This is a genomic window from Streptomyces sp. NPDC044719, assembly GCF_056433405.1.
Map to the genome: position 1 here is coordinate 281,002 of NZ_JBWKHE010000002.1, position 16,542 is coordinate 297,543.

Consider the following 16,542-nt stretch of genomic DNA (forward strand, 5'->3'; position numbering starts at 1 on the left):
CAGGTGAGCGCACGGCTAGCTTCACTTGGCAAAGCCAACTGGGAGGGTGCCGGGCGTGGGGCGAACACGTACGTATCAGTGGGACGATCCCGCGGTGCTGGCGGAAGCCGCCGGCCGCATGGCCGGCATCGACTTCCTGCGTGAGCTGCAGGCGGGGCGGCTGCCGAGGCCGCCCATCAACTACACCGTCGACTTCGCCCTGGACGAGGTGGAGCCCGGCAGGGCGGTCTTCTCGCTGACGCCGGGCGAGGAGCACTACAACCCGATCGGCAGCGTGCACGGCGGAGTATTCGCCACCCTGCTCGACTCGGCGGCGGGTTGCGCTGTCCAGTCCACCCTTCCGCAGGGCATGGCGTACACCTCGCTCGATCTGACCGTGAAGTTCCTGCGGCGGATCACCGTGGACACGGGCACGGTGCGTGCCGTCGGCACGGTTGTCAGCAGCGGCCGTCAAACCGCCCTTGCGCAGGCCCAGTTGTTCGACGCGACGGACCGCTTGCTCGCCCACGCCACCAGTAGTTGCATGCTCTTCCCGGTACCTTCCTCTCAAGGCTGACCCCGGGCGCCAGTGCGCTGGGTGCCCTCGGTGATGATCAGTGCGTGCGAGGCCCGCTGGGCGTAGTACTCGGCATTCAACTCGGCCGGCACACCGTCCCGGTGGTGCACCGATGCCCCGTCGGCCGTCTCAGCGAGATCCTGCCCCGACGCCGAAGTCATAGGTGCCCGAGCCCACTTGGAACACGGCAGCCCCGTTCTCCATACGGAGGAAGCGGACTCCCTTGGCCTGGTCGGCCGGTCGGCCGCCTTCGGTCACCGTCTGACGGGTTCCGGCCGGCACATGGACTTCCGCGACCGTGTTCACCGGCACCGTCACCTTCAGGCCGAAGACGCCGTCGCGGTTGGTCCAGCGCGACGACAGCAGGCCGTGGACGGTCTGGAGACTGCCGGAACCCTCGGTCAGGTTGCCATCCGGCACCGGCGCGATCCGGGAGCGCTTGTAGCCGGGCTCGATGGGGGAGAGGCCGCCGATGTTCCGGAACATCCAGTCGCCCACGGCGCCGTAGGCGTAGTGGTTGAAGGAGTTCATGTCGACGGGGCCGAATTCGCCGTCGGGCATGATCGAGTTCCAGCGCTCCCACATGGTGGTGCCGCCCTTGACGATCTCGTAGCCCCAGGACGGGTAGTCCTTGTGCAGCAGCATCTTGTAGGCGAGGTCGTCCCGGCCGATCCTGCTCAGCGCGGGCAGCAGCAGCGGCGTGCCGATGAACCCGGTGCGCAGGTGGTGGTCGGTCAGGGCCAGCTTGGCCACGAACTTGTCGCCGACCTTGGCGACGAGTGCCGGGTCCGCGACGAGATCCATGCCGAGTGCCATCGCGTATCCGGTCTGGGAGTTGCCCTTCACCGTGCCGTCGGCTGCGACGTAGGCCTGGGTGAAGGCGTGACGGATGTCGGCGGAGAGCTTGCGGTAGTCGGACGCCGCCGATTCGTCGCCCAGGGCGTCTGCGACTTCCGCCATCATGCGGGCGTTCTCGGCGTAGTAGGCGGTGCCCAGGACGCCCTGCTCGGTCGGGTCGTCCAGATGCAGCCAGTCGTTGGTGAAGAACGTCGTGCGGCCGGGCTCAAGGAGGTCCGCTCCGGCACTCTCGCGCACGAACTGGAAGAACTTCCGCATGGCGGGGTAGTTGTCGCGCAGGATGCGTGTGTCGCCGTAGGAGCGCCACACGTGGTACGGCACGGTGATCATCACATCGGACCAGCCGACGCCGCTCTCGGCGAACTGGCCCTGGGGGGTCGGTACGACCGCCGGGAGGTCGCCGTTGGGGTGCTGGGAGCCGCGGACGTCCGCCATCCAGTGGGAGAGGAACGCGCGGGTGTCGACGAGGTAGTTGGCTGTGGGCGCGAACAGGCTGATGTCTCCGGTCCAGCCCAGGCGTTCGTCGCGGGCCGGCGTGTCGGTGGGGATGGAGAGGAAGTTGCCGCGCTGACTCCAGGAGATGTTGCTGACCAGTCGGTCGAGCATGTTGTCGGAGGTCTTCAGCGTGCCGGTGGACGGGAGGTCGGAGCCCCAGACGACGCCTCGGACGTCGGTGAGCGCCGGAGGTGAGTCCACCCCGGTGATCTCGATGTAGCGGAACCCGTGCTGGGTGAAGGTGGGTTCGTACGTGACCGTTCCGGAGTCGGCGAATACGTAGCGGTCGGTGACCTTGGCGCTGCGGAAGTTGTCGGTGTAGAGAGTGCCGTCCTTGTTGAGCACTTCGGCGTAACGGATCCTGACGGTCTGGCCGGGGGAGCCGGTCAGGGTCAGCCGGGACACGCCGACCATGTTCTGGCCGAGGTCGTAGACATGGGTTCCGGCGGTGGGCTCGGTCATCTTCCGGGCTTTGAGAACCTGGGTCTCGCGCACCGGTTCGTCGCTCTGCGGGACCAGGAGGGCGGTGCGCGACTCCACCCGCGCAGCCGGTTCCCAGCGCGTGTCGTCGAATGCGGCGCGGCTCCAGCCCGTCGGCTTCAGACGGGCGTCATACGTCTCGCCGTCCTGCAGGTCGGCCTTCACATAGGGCCCCTCAGCCGCCTTCCAGGAGCCGTCCGTGGCGATCCACTGGACGGAACCGTCGGTGTAGGTGACGCGCAGCTTCGCCACGAGCGCCGGTGCGTTGCCGTACTGGCGGCTCCAGCCGATCCCGACCTTGCCGGCCCACCAGCCGTTCGCAAGGGACGCGCCGACCGCGTTCTCGCCGCTCCTGAGTAGTTTCGTCACGTCGTAGGTCTGGGACTGGATGCGCTGGTGGTAGTCGGTCCAGCCGGGGGCGAGCACCTGGTCGCCGACCGGCTTGCCGTTGATCTCCAGCTCGTAGAGGCCGAGCGCGGAGGCATAGACCCGTGCGGAGGCGACCTTCTTGCCGGGCTCGGTCGCGAAACCCTTGCGGAGCAGTGGCATCGGCCGGACGTCGGGTCCGTACAGGGCGTCCGTGGTGCCCGAGACGGCGAGGGCGGAGCCGGCGATGTCACCGCCGGAGAAAGGGTTCCGGCCGGAGGTGAAGTCGGTGTCGAGCAGAATGCTGCCGTCGGCTCCGGTCACGACGGCGTCGTACACCGTTCCGTGTTCGTCGCAGCAGGCATGGGTGCGGAAGCCGATGAAGCCCTTCGTGAACGTGGAGTCCGCGAAGGTGCTGACGAGCTTGCCGTCGAGCGTCGTCCTGATCGTGTCGCCCGCCACGTCGTAGCGCACGGTGTGCCGGTCGGCGAGGAGGGAGGCCTTGGTGAAGCCGTGGGGCGCGAGATCCACTTCCTGGACCACGCTGTACGTGCCCTTGACCTGCTTGTGCAGCCTCAACGTGGGGCTCGGCCCGGTGACGTCGAACTGCCACATGTATCCGTTGCTCGTGTCGGGAGCACGCAGGAACATGCCGAAGGCGGCGCTGTCGAGCTTGAACCGGACTGTCGCGGCGTAGTCGGTCCACTTGTCCAGCTCACTCGAAGCCTCGGCGCGCGTGATCCACTGAGCGCCGTCCCAGTCGCCGGCATGCAGCAGGCCGGTCTCGAAGTACGCGTTCGCACTCCACCTGCTCACGGCTCCCTTGTCGTCCCAGGCCCGGACGCGCCAGTAGTAGCGGGTGGCCGACTTCAGATCCGGACCGCCGTACTCGATGTCGACCTGGCGGTCGGACCGCACCTTGCCGGACGACCACACGTCGGCGGCCCCTGGTCTGCGTCCGACCTGGATCTCGTAGGCCTGCTGGGTCGCCGCCCGCCGGGACGAGGCCAACAGCCAGCCGAACACCGGGGCTTCGCCGCCGATACCCAGAGGATTGACCCGGCCGTTGGTGCTCAGGCCCCGCACCTCGAGAGGCACGCCCGAGGCGGACGCCGTGGGAGAGGGGGGAGTCGGCAGTACGGCCGCGGCGCCGAGCACCGCGAGTACGACAAAGCCTCTGAGGAGTCCGAGCATGAAGGGTCGCCGGGGGAGCATGGCCTCTCCGTTCTATTGAATCGTTTCAATCGAGCGGGTCGCCGGGACACTAGCCGGGTGACGCAAACACGTCAATATGCGCGGCGCCGACCGGTGGCAGGGCCGCAGGCCTGCCACCGGTGATGGATGCGGCGCGCTTACGGGGCCATCTCGTACGTGCCGGACAGCGCCTCGACCCGCTGCCAGACTCGTTCCGTGCGCGCCTCGTCGACGACCGGCCGCCGGACCGAGGCCAGCGCCCACTCCTGCTGCCGCTCGGTCGCCGAGTCCTTGCCGTGCAGTTCGACGGCGTGCCCGGAGAAGTCCCTTACGAGGACGGCGAAGAGTTCGTCGAGTACGTCCTCGTCGAGTCCGGTCAGGCCGGCCTGCTCCAGGACGAGCTGCCCGTGCACGACGAGCGCGAAGAGCTGGCCGATCGAGAGGACGAGGTCGAGGTCGCGGCTCTGCTCCGCGTCGGGGGCGGCCGTGCCGACGAACTCGCAGAGCGCGTCGGCCTGTTCGCGCAGGCGAGCGACGTTGGGCAGATGCGCGTACGCCTCGAAGGCCGGGCGCCAGTCGTGGAAGCGCACCGAGCCCAGGCCCCGGGCCGGTCCCTGCCGGAACAGGAAGTCGTCGTCGGCCGCGTCGAGACGGGTCGGCACACTCGGGTACTCGGCCGGGTCGAGAAGATGGTTGCGCATGAACTTCAGGATCAGCGCGAGGTTGACGTGGACCGTGCCCTCCAGCTTCGGCAGGCCGCGGATCTCCACGGCCGCCTGGCTGAAGTAGTTGTCCTTCTCGAAGCCCTTGGCGGCGATGACGTCCCACATCAGGTCGATGACCTTCTCGCCCTCCGTGGTCACCTTCATCTTCGTCATCGGGTTGAAGAGCAGGTAGCGGCGGTCGTCCGGGCCGGCGGAGCGGAAGTAGTCGACAGCGCGGTCGCTGAACAGCTTCATGCCGACGAGCCTGACGTACGCGTCGGTCAGCTCGCGCCGCACGTGCGGGAAGGCGGTGACGGGACGGCCGTACAGGACGCGGTTGTGGGCGTGGGTGACGGCCTCGTACATCGCGTGTTCGCAGATGCCGATCGAGGCGGTGCACAGGTTGAACTTGCCGACGTTGACCGTGTTGAGGGCGGCGTCGAAGGCCGCGCGGCCGGTGTGCAGGACGTCATCGGACGTGACGGGATAGTCCTCCAGGCGGAACTCGCTGACGAACTTGGACGAGTCGACGACGTTCTTGACCAGGTGGTAGGCCGGATGACGGCTGTCGGCGGCGAAGAAGACGTACCCGTCGGGGCCCTCGACGTCGGTACGGCGGCCGAAGACGGAGACGAGTCCGGCGGCGTTGCCGTTGCCTATGTAGTACTTGGAGCCGGTGGCGCGGAAGCCGCCGTCGCCGTCGGGCTCGAGCAGCATGTCGGTGGAGTAGATGTCGGCGCCGTGGGCCTTCTCGGACAGGCCGAACGCGAACACCTCTCCCTGGGCGAGGAGTTCCGCGGCGCGGGCGCGGGCGGCGGTGTTGCCGCTCTGCCAGACCGGGCCGAGGCCGAGGATGGTGACCTGCCAGGCGTACCAGTAGTCCAGACCGTAGAAGCCGAGGATCTCGTTGAGCGCGGCGATACGGGCGGTGTCCCACCGCTTGTCCGGCTCCCCCTCCCCTGCGGCGGACGACGGCGTCAGGAAGGTGGCGAACAGGCTCTCCTTCGCGGCGAAGGCCAGGAAGTCACCGAGCCACGCGCGGGTCCGGTAGTCCTCGATCAGCCGCCGCTTCCCGCGCTCCTCGAACCAGTCGACGGTGGCACGCAGCAAGCGGCGCGTCTCGGGGTCGAAGTGCGCGGGGTCGTAGGTGCGCGGGTTGAAGAGCAGTTGGTCAGCCATGGTGAGGACCCCTTTCGGCTGGTGGACGGATGGGAATCGAGAGGTATGGCGGCCGGAGAGGAGGAGCGGTGTGGCCGGTGCGGTGGCGCGGTCGGTCAGGCCGGTCAGTGGCCCGGGCCGAACCGGGCCAGCGTGGCGAGCACGTCGTCCAGCCAGCCGATCATCATCCGCTCGTACGCGATGCCGCCGCGCAGTACGACGTGCTGGAGCTCCCGCTCCGCGTCCAGCGGCGCTTTCTGGGCGGCCGCACCGGCTCCGGGCCCCGTGAAGTCCCGTTCCTCGCCCGCCAGATAGTGCGCCAGCCGGTCCCGGTGCGCCTGCCGGTGCCGCTCCACCTCGCGGATCAGGGCGGCAGGGTCGTCGAAGGCGGCACCCCGGATCTTCACCGCCAGGTCGTGGCGGACGCTCTCCGGCTCGATCGGATCGTGCAGCCACGAGGACAGCGCGGCCCGGCCGAGGTCGGCGACGGAGTACTCCTTCTTGTCCGGCCGTCCTTGCTGCGGGACGTCCCGGGCTTCGACCCAGCCGTCGTTCTCCATGCGCTTCAGTACGCGATAGATCTGCTGGTGGGTGGCGGTCCAGAAGTAGCCGATGGACCGTTCGAAACGCCGGGCCAGCTCATAGCCGGATCCCGGCTTCTCCAGGAGCGACACCAGGATCGCGTGTTCGAGCGCCATGACGGCGATGGTGCTATGCAACTCGTTGCATAGCAAGTCCCACCCATTTCGATGCGACACGGCTCACGCCCGCAGGTGCTCCCTGCCCCGGGCGGCTGACGGCTCCGTGCTCAGGGCAGGTGCGGGGAGCGGCGGACGGTCAGGACCGCGAAGTCGTCGTGGCGGCTGTCGTGGTCGGTGAAGGCGCGGGCGTCTTCGAACAGGGCCCGGGGGAGCTTGGTGGGGGAGACCCCCAGGTGGCTCGTCAGCCGCTCCTCGACCGGGTAGAACGTGCCGTCGGGCGCACGGGTCTCGGTGAGTCCGTCCGTGCCCAGCAGCAGCGTCGAACCGGCCGGGAAGTCGAACCAGTGCACGGTCGTGGGCTCGGCGGCCAGCCCGGCGAGACCGAGCGGCACACCGGAGTCCAGCGGCGGTGTGGTCACTTCGAGGTCGTCCATCAACCAGGGCGGAACGTGCCCGCAGTTGACGAGCTGCGCCTCGGGGCCGTCGTCGACACCGATGATGAGGGCCGTGACGAACCGTTCGTCGTCACCGGTCTGTTCGGCGTAGGAGTTGTGGCGGACGACCGCGGTGTCCAGGGCGTCGACGAGAGCCGTGAGCGTGGGCTCGCGGTGCGCCGCCTCGCGGAAGGCGCCGATCACGGCGAACGCCGCGCCCACGGCGGCCAGCCCCTTGCCCTGCACGTCCCCGATCAGCACCCGGGTCCCCCAGGGAGAAACCACCACGTCGTAGATGTCGCCGCCGACGAGACGGTCCTCCTGCACGGGTTCGTAGACACCGTTGACCAGAACGTCGTCGGTGACCAGGGGGAGGGGGCGCAGGATGTGCCGCTGCATGGCCGCGGCGGTGGAGCGCAGGCGGAGCATCTCGTCCTCACGCCTGATACGCCGCTCACAGGCGTAGACCGAGGTCGTCCCCAGCGCGAGGGTGAACAGCACCAGCAGCGTCCGGTCGAGCCATCCGCCCCCTTCGTCGTGGCGGAGCAGCACGGTGAGGGTGACGACGAGCGTGGCCCACGCGGAGACGAACCTCGTCTGCCGGACCGTGCACAGGGCCGACGCCGTGCCCGGCAGGAAGACCAGCAGCCCGAGGAGCCACACCGGGGACCGGGACAGGGCGCCGAGGAGCTCGACCAGGACCGTCACCGCCAGCACGCTGACGACCAGCTCGGCGTTCCCCGGTGGCTCGATGGCCTGCGGGGCGTGAGCAGGCCTTCTCCGGCGGGCGCGGAGCAGGTGGGTACCGGTCATGGGGACTCCCGGGCAGGTGGTCCTCTCTCTGTTCTACAGGCCGTGGGGCACACCGGCCTTTCGTGCCGGCGGCGGGAGCCGGGGACGCCGTGCCGGGACGCCGGTCTGCCGGTCGCGGGCGGCACCGTGGGGGGGGGGAAGGTCCCTTCGACAGACGTACGAATCCGGCCGTGAGTCTTCAGACAGCCGGACGAGTCGGCCCCCCGTGGGGGAGTGGTACAAAAAAGACCGCTTCGGCACCCGTACAGGGTTCCTCGACCGTGCCCCACCCCTGCGCACGCCTCGATCAGGCCATCCGCCGCGCCCTTGCCGATCATCGCCGATCACGGGGTACTCCGGGCCCCGGCAGCCGTAGAAAGGCCGAAGGGTTGAGTCCACGGACACCGCACGACGACGCCCACCCGCACGCCCCAGCCTCTGCCGCGGCTGCCGCCCCGGCCCCGGCACCAGGGCAGCGCGTCGTCATCATCGAGGACGACGAGGCCCTGGGCGGCTCGGCCGCCGCGCGCATCAGCCGTTGGGGCAGCACCGCGGACCGGCTGAGCCGCCCCGACGACGACGCCCTGCGCAGGCGCCTGCGGGAGCCGGCCGACGGCATCGTCATCGTCTCCCGGGACGACATCGTCGCCCTGCGCTACGCGCTGCTGGCCGAGCATCTCAAGCCGGGCGTCCGCCTGGTCGTGACCATCTTCGACCGCACGGTCGCGGACGAGGTCTCCCGGACGGTCCCGAACTGCACGGTGCTCAGCACGACCGACGTCATCGTGCCCAGCCTCCTCGCCAGCTGTCTCGCACCGCGGTACGCCGTGCTCCTGCCGGCCGGCGACGACGTGGTCGGGGTCCGCCGCGACGGCCGGACGACCGTCGTCGAGCGGGTCCCCAGGCGAGCCCTCACCGCCGGCGGGCGCTCCCGGCCGCGCAGCACGCTCCCCGCCTGGTTCCGCTCGCTCGGCACCTCGGCCAGGGCACTCGTCGCGAGCTTCGCCGCCCTGCTCACGGTCCTCGCCGTGGATGTCACCCTGGGCGTCCTCGTGCTGCACGAGCACTGGACCGACGCGATCTGGCACGCCGCCCGTACGCTCACCACGATCGGGTCCTCACCGGCCGCCGAGCACGGACCCGGGTGGTACAAGATCTTCTCCGCCGCCTCCATGCTCCTGGCCCTGGTCCTGGCGGCCGTCTTCACCGCCAGTGTCGTCGACCGGTTCACCGGGCACCGCATGACGACCATTCTGGGAGCCCGCTCGATCCCGCGCCGGGGCCATGTCGTGGTGGTCGGACTCGGGCAGGTGGGCCTGCGCCTGTCGGCCCAGCTGCGCCGACTCGGGCTGCGCTTCGTCGCCGTGGAACGCAATCCGCACGCACCCTGTCTGCCCCTGGCCCGCGCCCTCGGCATCCCCGTCGTCCTGGGCCGTGGCGGCGACCGCTTCCTGCTGGAACGTCTCTGTGTCCGGCGGGCCCGCGCACTGGCGGCCGTCGCCTCCGACGGGCTGGAGAACATCGCGGTCGCGGTCACCACCCGCGCGGTCGCCGCCGACCAGCGCATCGTCCTGCGGGCCGGGGGAGACGAGGTCACCACGGAGTCGCGGTCGCTGTTCCGTATCGGTGCCGTCTGCGACGTCACCCACATCGTCGCCACGTCCGTGGCCCTGTCCGTGCTGGACGCCGCCCCGCTCAGCGTCTTCGTGGCCGACGGCCGGACGTGCGCGCTCTTCCCGGACGACCGGGTCGTGGACCTCGCCGCCTGGGACGCCGACCGCGAACGGGAGCTGTCCCTGGACTGACCCCCGGGCGGGCCGCACGCCTCCCCGGCCTCCCTGTCATTCCCGGCCGGGCAGCGCCTGCTCGAACCAGACGACCTTGCCCGTGCTCACCCTGGTCGCCCCCCAGCGTTCCGCCAGCTGGTCGACCAGGAACAGTCCCCGGCCGCCCTCGTCACTCAGCCCGGCGTGCCGCATCCTCGGCACCTGCGGGGAGTCGTCGCCCACTTCGCAGCGGAGGACGTCCGTGCGCAGCAGGCGCAGGGTGATCGGCCGGGACGCGAAGCGTACGGCGTTCGCCACCACCTCGCTGACCAGCAGTTCGGCCGGCTCGACCATCGCGTCCAGACCCCAGTGGTGCAGTGTCCTTCGCGTCAGCCGGCGTGCCTGACCCGCGGTCTGCGGCCGTGGAGCCATGTACCAGTACGCCACCGTCTCCGGCAGGATGCCCTCGAACCGGGCCGCGAGCAGCGCGATGTCGTCGTCCCGGTCACGCGTGCCCAGCGTGCCGAGTGCCTGGTCGCACAGCACTTCCAGCCCCGGGGATTCCGGACCGGCGGTGGCAGCGCGCAAGTGTGCGCACAACCGCTCCACGCCGGACAGCACGTCCGAGTCGCGGGACTCGACGAGCCCGTCGGTGTACAGCAGCAGAGTCGCTCCGGACGGCGCGTGCATCTCGGTGGACTCGAAGACGCCGCTGCCGACGCCGATCGGCGCCCCGGGCGGGATCGGCAGCACCTCCTCCCGGCCGTCCGAGTGGAGGAGCACAGGGGGCGGGTGACCGGCGTTGGCGACCAGCAGCCGATGGAGTACGGGGTCGTACATCGCGTACAGACAGGTCGCGATGTGCTCGCTGCCCAGCCGCTCCGCCTGCTCGTCGAGGTGGTGCAGGACCTCGTCGGGAGGAAGGTCGAGCCCTGCCAGGGTCTGCACGATGGTGCGCAGCTGGCCCATGATGGCGGCCGACGTCATGGAATGACCCATGACGTCGCCGATCACCAGCGCGACACGGTTGCCGGGCAGGGGGATCGCGTCGTACCAGTCGCCGCCCACCTGGGAGGTCCGCGAGGCGGGCAGGTAACGGCTCGCCAGCCGGACTCCGGTCGGCTGGGGCAGCGCGGGAGGGAGCATCGTGCGCTGCAGCGCGGCGGCGACCGATGTCTCGCGGAGGTAGAGGGCGGCCTTGTCGACGCCGAGTGCGGTGTGGGTGGCGAGCTGGGAGGCGACGAGCAGGTCGTCTTCGGTGAAGGCGGGCCGGTCGGGACGGCGTATGAGGACGACGCTGCCCATGACGTGGCGGCGGCCGTGCAGCGGGGCGATGATCAGCCGCGGTCCGGGTCGCGCCGCTCCGGGAACACTCACCGGTCCCAGCAACTCGGTCAGGGCGGGAACGACCCCTGGGGCGTCCCCCGGCACGGGCTGCCCGGCTTGCAGCAACTCGGTCAGCCGGCCGTCGGCGGCCGGACGTATGACGTCCGGCGGTCGCCTGTCCGCCGAGGTCTCCGGGGGGAGCGGGGGCCCGTGGGCGGCCGGATCCCTCGAGGGCGCCCGGTCCGTGCTGTGCAGCCGCAGGATGATGGGGGCGCCAGGACCTTCGTCCCCGACCGGCAGCGGATCGGACAGGTGGACGAAGGCTGTGTCGGCGAAGGCGGGCACGGCCGCCCGGCACAGTTCGTGCAAGGTCTCGTCGAGATCGATGCCGCGGGCGATCCGGCGCGTCGCCTCGTCGAGGTAGCGGAGCCGGTCGGTCTGCGGTCCGAGGAGCTGTGGCCGACGCGCGGGCGTGACATGTTCGCTCGCCCTGGCCTCCCTGCCGGGGTGTTCATGAGCTCCCAGGTGCCTGGTCACAGTGTCGCTTCCGTCTGGGCGGGCTCCTGCCGGTGCGGGCGGAGAGGGAGCCGTCAGCCGTGCCGCCTGCAGCGCAGGAAGATCTGCACTTCGGGTGGTACGTCGGCGCTCGCGGGTGCGTAGGTGTAGGAGGCCTCGTCGACGATCTCGAAGCCGGTCGCCTCGACGGTCTCCCTCAGCTCGTCCCGCAGGTAGCCGGACACCCGGATGGTCCTTCCGAGGAACGGGATCGAGAAGTCGTCCACGTCGGCCTCCACCATCGACAGCACGAACATGCCGTCCGGCACCAGGAGACGGTGGACGGTCCGCAGCGCGACGGGGATCTCGGCGCGCGGCAGCATGAGCAGGGAGAAGAAGGCGGCCACCGCTTCGAACCGGCCGAAGTCGCAGGGTCCTCCCGGCCGCAGGTCGGCGATGTCCACCTGGTGGAAGGTGCCGTCGGGCACGTGCTCGCGGGCAAGGGCGACCATTCCGCCCGACAGGTCGACGCCGATGACCTCGAAGCCCGCCTCCGCCAGCTGCCGGGCGGTCGGGAGCCCGGTGCCGCACCCCAGGTCCAGCACGCGGGACCCGGCCGGCAGGGAGTCCACGAGCCACTCGGCGGCCGCGACCTGCCCTTCCTTGTGCGGGAAGGCCTCGTCGTAGTGGTCGCCGATGGCGTCGAAGGCCTCGGCCTGGCCGGTGCGGTCAGGCAACGCGTCCTCGTAGCCCAGCTTGCCGGGAGGGCTGCTGCTCACAGGCGTTCCCCCTTGCTCATCCTGCGTAATTTTTCCATATATCCTCCCCTGCCGGGTCAGTGTCGACTTCCCGCATGCGCTCGGTGTCCCCGTTCTTCGGTGCGACTGGGGTTGTGGAGCCGGGAGTCGGGGTCGGCCGCGTCGGAACGTGCTCAGGCCAAGACCGGGGGAGGCCCGCGACGTAGGGCTGGCGGCCAGGAAGCTGGTGGACCGACGGCCTGACGGGCTGCCGGCCTGCACAACCATCGCCCGACCGGGCCTGCCCCCGCTGAGCTGTGGTGATGTCTCTCATTCGCTCCGGTTGCCCTGGAGAGCCTCATCGGCAACGTCGCGGCCCTCGCGCACAGCGATCCGGGCCAGCTTGGTCAGCATCATGCCGTTGCGGATCGAGACGATGTAGTCCACCGGGAGCCCGTGCATCCGGATGCCGGGTCCCCGCAGGGGATGCCAGTCGAGGACGAAAAGAGTGTTCTCGCCCCAGGGGATCAACTGCATGGCGATGCGGGCCGCGCCGAAGGGGTCCGCCTTCGCTTCCAGTTCCAGTCGGCGTCGCGGCTCACAGATGCGTACGACACAGATGTCGTCGAGGACCAGTGGGCCGACGCCGACCCGGACCCGCAAGCGGGCGCCCACGTCCGGCCAGTGCGGGTCCGCGGCGATGATCTGCTGCGTTCCGGAGACCCACTCCCCGTAGCGATGGCCGTCGGACAGCAGGTCCCACACCTTGGACGGCGAGCTCAGGATCAACCGGCGACTGCGGGCCACACCGACCACGCTCCTTCTCTCCGTCGGGACGGCGAACGCCCACCACCACACCGTCAGGTGTGGAAAGCCCCCTCGACACTAACCGCGCGGCACACTTCCAGCACCCGCAACGGCGGTCGTTCCCCGCGATCCGCGAAGGGCTGCTCGACATGGCCGGCATGGTGCGGGCGCACATCATCACGTCGCCGCTCAGTGCCACATCTCCGCGGACCGCGAGGACGAGCAGGGCGCCCGCGTCGAGGATGCCGCACAGCACCGCACGGCCCAGCGAGCATCACGGCCAGGGTCTGTCAGACGGGGCACCGACGGCGACGCCGCGGGCGCGGCCCCGGACGGAAACGGGCTTCACGCCGGCCACCGTGAGCCGGCGCGTCGGCGACGGCACCGGCCGAATGGCCGAGGGGACCGGCCCGCGCCCTGACCGTTCGGCCGAGGCGCGTGCCAGGGCCCGCGGGCGAGGGTGGAGCCGCATCCTCACCACGGACCTCAGGAGTACGCGATGCAGCGCAGCAAGTTCCTCGTCGGCGTCGTCGGCGGTGCGACCGCCGTGGTCGCGCTGGGCGGCCTCGGCACGTATCTGCTCTCCGGCACCGAGTCGACCAGCCGCCTGGACGAGTACAGCACGGCCTCGGTGGACGGCCACAGGGCGCTCGCGGCGAACATCGTCGCCGGCCGCACCGAGAGCAAGTACCACCCGCTGCCCTGGGTCGGCGACAAGGTTTCGAACGTCACCTGCCCGACCGGCCTCAAGGCCGTGGCCGGAGCCGCCCTCACCTGCACCGGCGACAAGAGCGGCGGCGGGACCGTCGAGATCCCCGTCCGTGTGACCGATGCCGACGCCAAGAGCGTCACCTGGAAGTTCGAGCGCTGAGAAGGGCCACGACACACCATGAGCACCGTTCTGGCCGGACACGGCCTCGTCAAGAAGTACGGCTCCACCACCGCCCTGGCCGGCGTGGACGTCGAGGTCGGTGAGCACGACTCGCTGGCGATCATGGGCCCGTCCGGATCCGGCAAGTCCACGTTGCTGCACACCCTGGCCGGCATCATCCGCCCCGACGAGGGCCAGGTGCTGCTGCGCGGCGACCGCATCGACACGCTCGGCGAGAACCGGCTCAGCGCACTGCGCCGCAAGCGGTTCGGGTTCGTGTTCCAGTTCGGGCAGCTGCTGCCGGAACTCCCCGCCGAGGAGAACGTCGCCCTGCCGCTGATGCTGGAGGGCGTGCCGCGCAGGCAGGCCGTCGAACGCGCCCGCCGCTGGTTCGCGCCGCTCGGCCTGGAGGGGCTGGAGCACCGCCGCCCCGGCCAGCTCTCCGGCGGACAGGCCCAGCGGGTCGCCATCGCCCGCGCGCTGGCCGTCGAGCCGAACGTGGTCTTCGCCGACGAGCCCACCGGCGCCCTGGACCAGCGCACCAGCACGGAGGTGGTGCAGTTGCTGACTTTCGCCACCCGGGAGACGGGTGCCGCCCTGGTCATGGTCACCCATGACGCCGACGTCGCCGCCCACTGCGGCCGCATCCTCCAGGTCCGCGACGGCCGGATCAGCGGCCATTCCCAGTACACCGTCGCCTGAGCCGCAGGAGCAGCCGCCATGCGTTCCCCCGTCCTTCCCCTGACCTGGCACCTCGCCAGGTCCTCCGGCCGCCGCGGTCTGCAGTCCCAGCTGCTCGCGGCCGGCGCCGCCGCCGTCGGCTCGTTCCTGCTGCTGGTGATGATCGCCGCCTCCCTCGGCGCCGGTGCCCGCGCCGGCCACACCACCTGGCGTACGCCCGACGCCGTACCGGCGCAGCGGGCGACGGCCGTCCAGGTCACGACCACGACGCACGTCCGCCAGGAACCCGTCACCGTCGTGAACCTGGCCCAACTGCCCGGCCGCGAGCAGACCCCCGCGCCGCCCGGCCTGAGCGGCTTCCCGAAGCAGGGGCAGGTGTACGTCTCGCCGGCCCTGGCCGAGCTGCTGCACAAGCTTCCCGCCGGCCAACTCGCCGACCGTTTCCCGAAGGTGACGTCCTACGGCACGATCGGCGCCGCCGGTCTCGCCTCGCCCGACGAACTGGTCGCGGTGGCCGGGCGGGCACCCGGGGACGCGGCCGTCTCCAAGGCCGCCGGGGAGCAGAACTACTACGACAAGGACCTGACCGAGCGCGCACTGGTCTCCGGGTTCACCGCCACCCGGGCGAGCGTGTTCACCGGCATCGACCAGGCGACCGTACTGCTGGGCGTGGTGCTGCTCGTCATGCCGGTCGTCGTACTGGCCTCGGCCGCCGGACGACTCGGCGCGGCCCGGCGCGAACAGCGGCTCGCCGGACTGCGGCTGGCGGGCGCCACCCCGCGGCAGATCCTCGCCATGACCGCCGTCGAGGCGGCGGGAGTCGGCGCGGCCGGGGCCCTGGCGGGCGCGCTCGCCTACGCGACGCTCCTGCCCGTGCTCGCCGAGCTGCCGTACGGCGTGGGCTCCTGGTACACCGGCCGGTTGTGGGTGGGGCTGCCGTGGCTCGCGGCGGTGGTGCTGGCCGTCACCGCGCTGATCACCGTGAGTGCGGTGACGATGCTCCGTCAGGTGGCCACGTCGCCGCTGGGCGTCGCCCAGCAGGCCGACCCGCGGCGAACCCGTGCGATCCGCCTGGTCTTCTTCCTCGCGGTCCTCCTCTACATCTGGATGAGCACGGGCGACGGCGGCCAGCTGAAGACCCGGCAGCTCATCGCCCTGCTGGTGCTCTTCTACGGCGCGTTCTGGCTGTTCGGTCCGTGGGTCGTGGACCGGCTCGGCCGGATCGTGGGCCGCCGCGCCAAGGGCCCGGTCACTTTGCTGGCCGCGCGCCGGCTCAGCGACGACCCGCGCGGGGCCTGGCGTACGGTCAGCGGCCTGGTGCTCGCGGGGTTCGTGGCCGGCTTCTTCTCCGTCAGCACGCTGGGGTCCGACGGCCCGAGTCACCAGGGCCAGGTGGCGGTGATCACCGCGAACGCCGCCGACGCCCGGCACGCCGCCACCGAGGCCCGCACGGCGCTGAACCGGGCGGGAGTCACGGCGACCGTCGCCGTCACGAGCGAGGACGATTACGACAGCCTGCTCGGTGGCGTCGACGGCGTGATCGCCCAGGTCTCCGGCGGACAGAAGGGCATCGACACCGCCGTCACCGCCCTGACGCCCCTCGGGGCGGGCCGGTACCCGTTCACGCAGGAGTACGTCTCCGCGCCGGACGACACGGCCATGGCCCGCGTCGCCACGGTCAGCACCGCCACCCTGGTGCTGAGCTTCCTCGTCGCGGCCGCCTCGGCCGGTCTCACGGCAGCCGCGAACGTCCTCGACCGGCGCCGGGTGTACGGCCTCCTCCGGCTGTCCGGCACCCCGCTCGAGGTGCTGGACCGTGCCCGGATCCGCGAGACCGTCATCCCGTTGGCCGTCCTGGCCGGCGGCACCACCGCGATGGGCGCCTTCGGCGCCACGCAGCTCAACAAGGCCGCCGGCACCACGATCAACACCTCCGGTGCCGTGCAACTGGTGATCTGCGTGGCGATCGGCGCCCTGGCCATGCTCGCCGCGATCGGCGGCAGCAGGCCGCTGCTGCGGAAGGTGACGCAGGGTCCGGCACAGACGGCGGACTGACGTTCTGCGGCGGCCGGACGGGACGGCACCCGGAGAGGTCCGTCTGCGGACAACTGGTGGTACCCG

The 16,542-nt window shown here is 70.8% G+C and carries 12 protein-coding genes; 5 read left to right on the top strand and 7 right to left on the bottom strand.

The annotated features are described in order from the left end of the window. Positions 1-55 precede the first annotated feature (55 nt). Positions 56-556, top strand: a complete 501-nt coding sequence (locus AC07DF_RS07990; RefSeq protein WP_478968069.1) for a PaaI family thioesterase — start codon at positions 56-58, stop codon at positions 554-556. A gap of 129 nt (positions 557-685) precedes the next feature. On the opposite strand, the gene AC07DF_RS07995 is transcribed toward AC07DF_RS07990, so the two are convergent. The 4 genes from AC07DF_RS07995 to AC07DF_RS08010 form a co-directional block, all read right to left on the bottom strand. After that, a complete protein-coding gene (locus AC07DF_RS07995) occupies positions 686-3,970 on the bottom strand; it encodes a family 78 glycoside hydrolase catalytic domain (protein WP_478968071.1) in 3,285 nt (1,094 codons plus the stop codon). 137 nt (positions 3,971-4,107) lie between these two features. Further along, positions 4,108-5,832, bottom strand: coding sequence for an acyl-CoA dehydrogenase family protein (locus AC07DF_RS08000; RefSeq protein ID WP_478968073.1), 1,725 nt, complete (start codon positions 5,830-5,832; stop codon positions 4,108-4,110). A gap of 104 nt (positions 5,833-5,936) precedes the next feature. After that, on the bottom strand, positions 5,937-6,509 hold the full coding sequence (locus AC07DF_RS08005; protein WP_478968074.1) for a PadR family transcriptional regulator: 573 nt from the start codon (positions 6,507-6,509) through the stop codon (positions 5,937-5,939). A gap of 110 nt (positions 6,510-6,619) precedes the next feature. Continuing rightward, complete coding sequence (locus tag AC07DF_RS08010; protein ID WP_478968076.1) at positions 6,620-7,759, bottom strand: PP2C family protein-serine/threonine phosphatase; 1,140 nt, start codon at positions 7,757-7,759, stop codon at positions 6,620-6,622. Positions 7,760-8,127: 368 nt separating this feature from the next. Here AC07DF_RS08010 and AC07DF_RS08015 point away from each other — a divergent pair, with 368 nt between their 5' ends. Continuing rightward, on the top strand, positions 8,128-9,543 hold the full coding sequence (locus AC07DF_RS08015; protein ID WP_478968078.1) for an NAD-binding protein: 1,416 nt from the start codon (positions 8,128-8,130) through the stop codon (positions 9,541-9,543). Between the two features lie 36 nt (positions 9,544-9,579). Here AC07DF_RS08015 and AC07DF_RS08020 read toward each other — a convergent pair whose 3' ends face one another. From AC07DF_RS08020 to AC07DF_RS08030, 3 genes are all read right to left on the bottom strand, one after another. After that, positions 9,580-11,367, bottom strand: a complete 1,788-nt coding sequence (locus AC07DF_RS08020) for a SpoIIE family protein phosphatase (protein ID WP_478968080.1) — start codon at positions 11,365-11,367, stop codon at positions 9,580-9,582. A 53-nt stretch (positions 11,368-11,420) separates the two neighbouring features. Then, complete coding sequence (locus AC07DF_RS08025) at positions 11,421-12,104, bottom strand: class I SAM-dependent DNA methyltransferase (RefSeq protein ID WP_478968082.1); 684 nt, start codon at positions 12,102-12,104, stop codon at positions 11,421-11,423. Positions 12,105-12,392: 288 nt separating this feature from the next. Further along, entirely contained in the window at positions 12,393-12,869 is a 477-nt protein-coding gene (locus tag AC07DF_RS08030) for an SRPBCC family protein (protein ID WP_478968084.1), read from the bottom strand. 499 nt (positions 12,870-13,368) lie between these two features. On the opposite strand from AC07DF_RS08030, the gene AC07DF_RS08035 reads away from it, so the two are divergent. From AC07DF_RS08035 to AC07DF_RS08045, 3 genes are read left to right on the top strand one after another with little or no spacing between them, the layout of a single operon-like run. After that, entirely contained in the window at positions 13,369-13,740 is a 372-nt protein-coding gene (locus AC07DF_RS08035) for a DUF4333 domain-containing protein (RefSeq protein ID WP_478968086.1), read from the top strand. Positions 13,741-13,758: 18 nt separating this feature from the next. After that, positions 13,759-14,442 (top strand): ABC transporter ATP-binding protein, encoded by a 684-nt coding sequence (locus tag AC07DF_RS08040; protein WP_478968088.1) that lies wholly within the window; start codon positions 13,759-13,761, stop codon positions 14,440-14,442. Between the two features lie 18 nt (positions 14,443-14,460). Continuing rightward, the gene (locus AC07DF_RS08045) at positions 14,461-16,476 is read left to right on the top strand and encodes an FtsX-like permease family protein (protein ID WP_478968089.1); all 2,016 of its coding nucleotides are present in this window, start codon (positions 14,461-14,463) and stop codon (positions 16,474-16,476) included. The last annotated feature ends 66 nt before the right edge of the window (positions 16,477-16,542 follow it).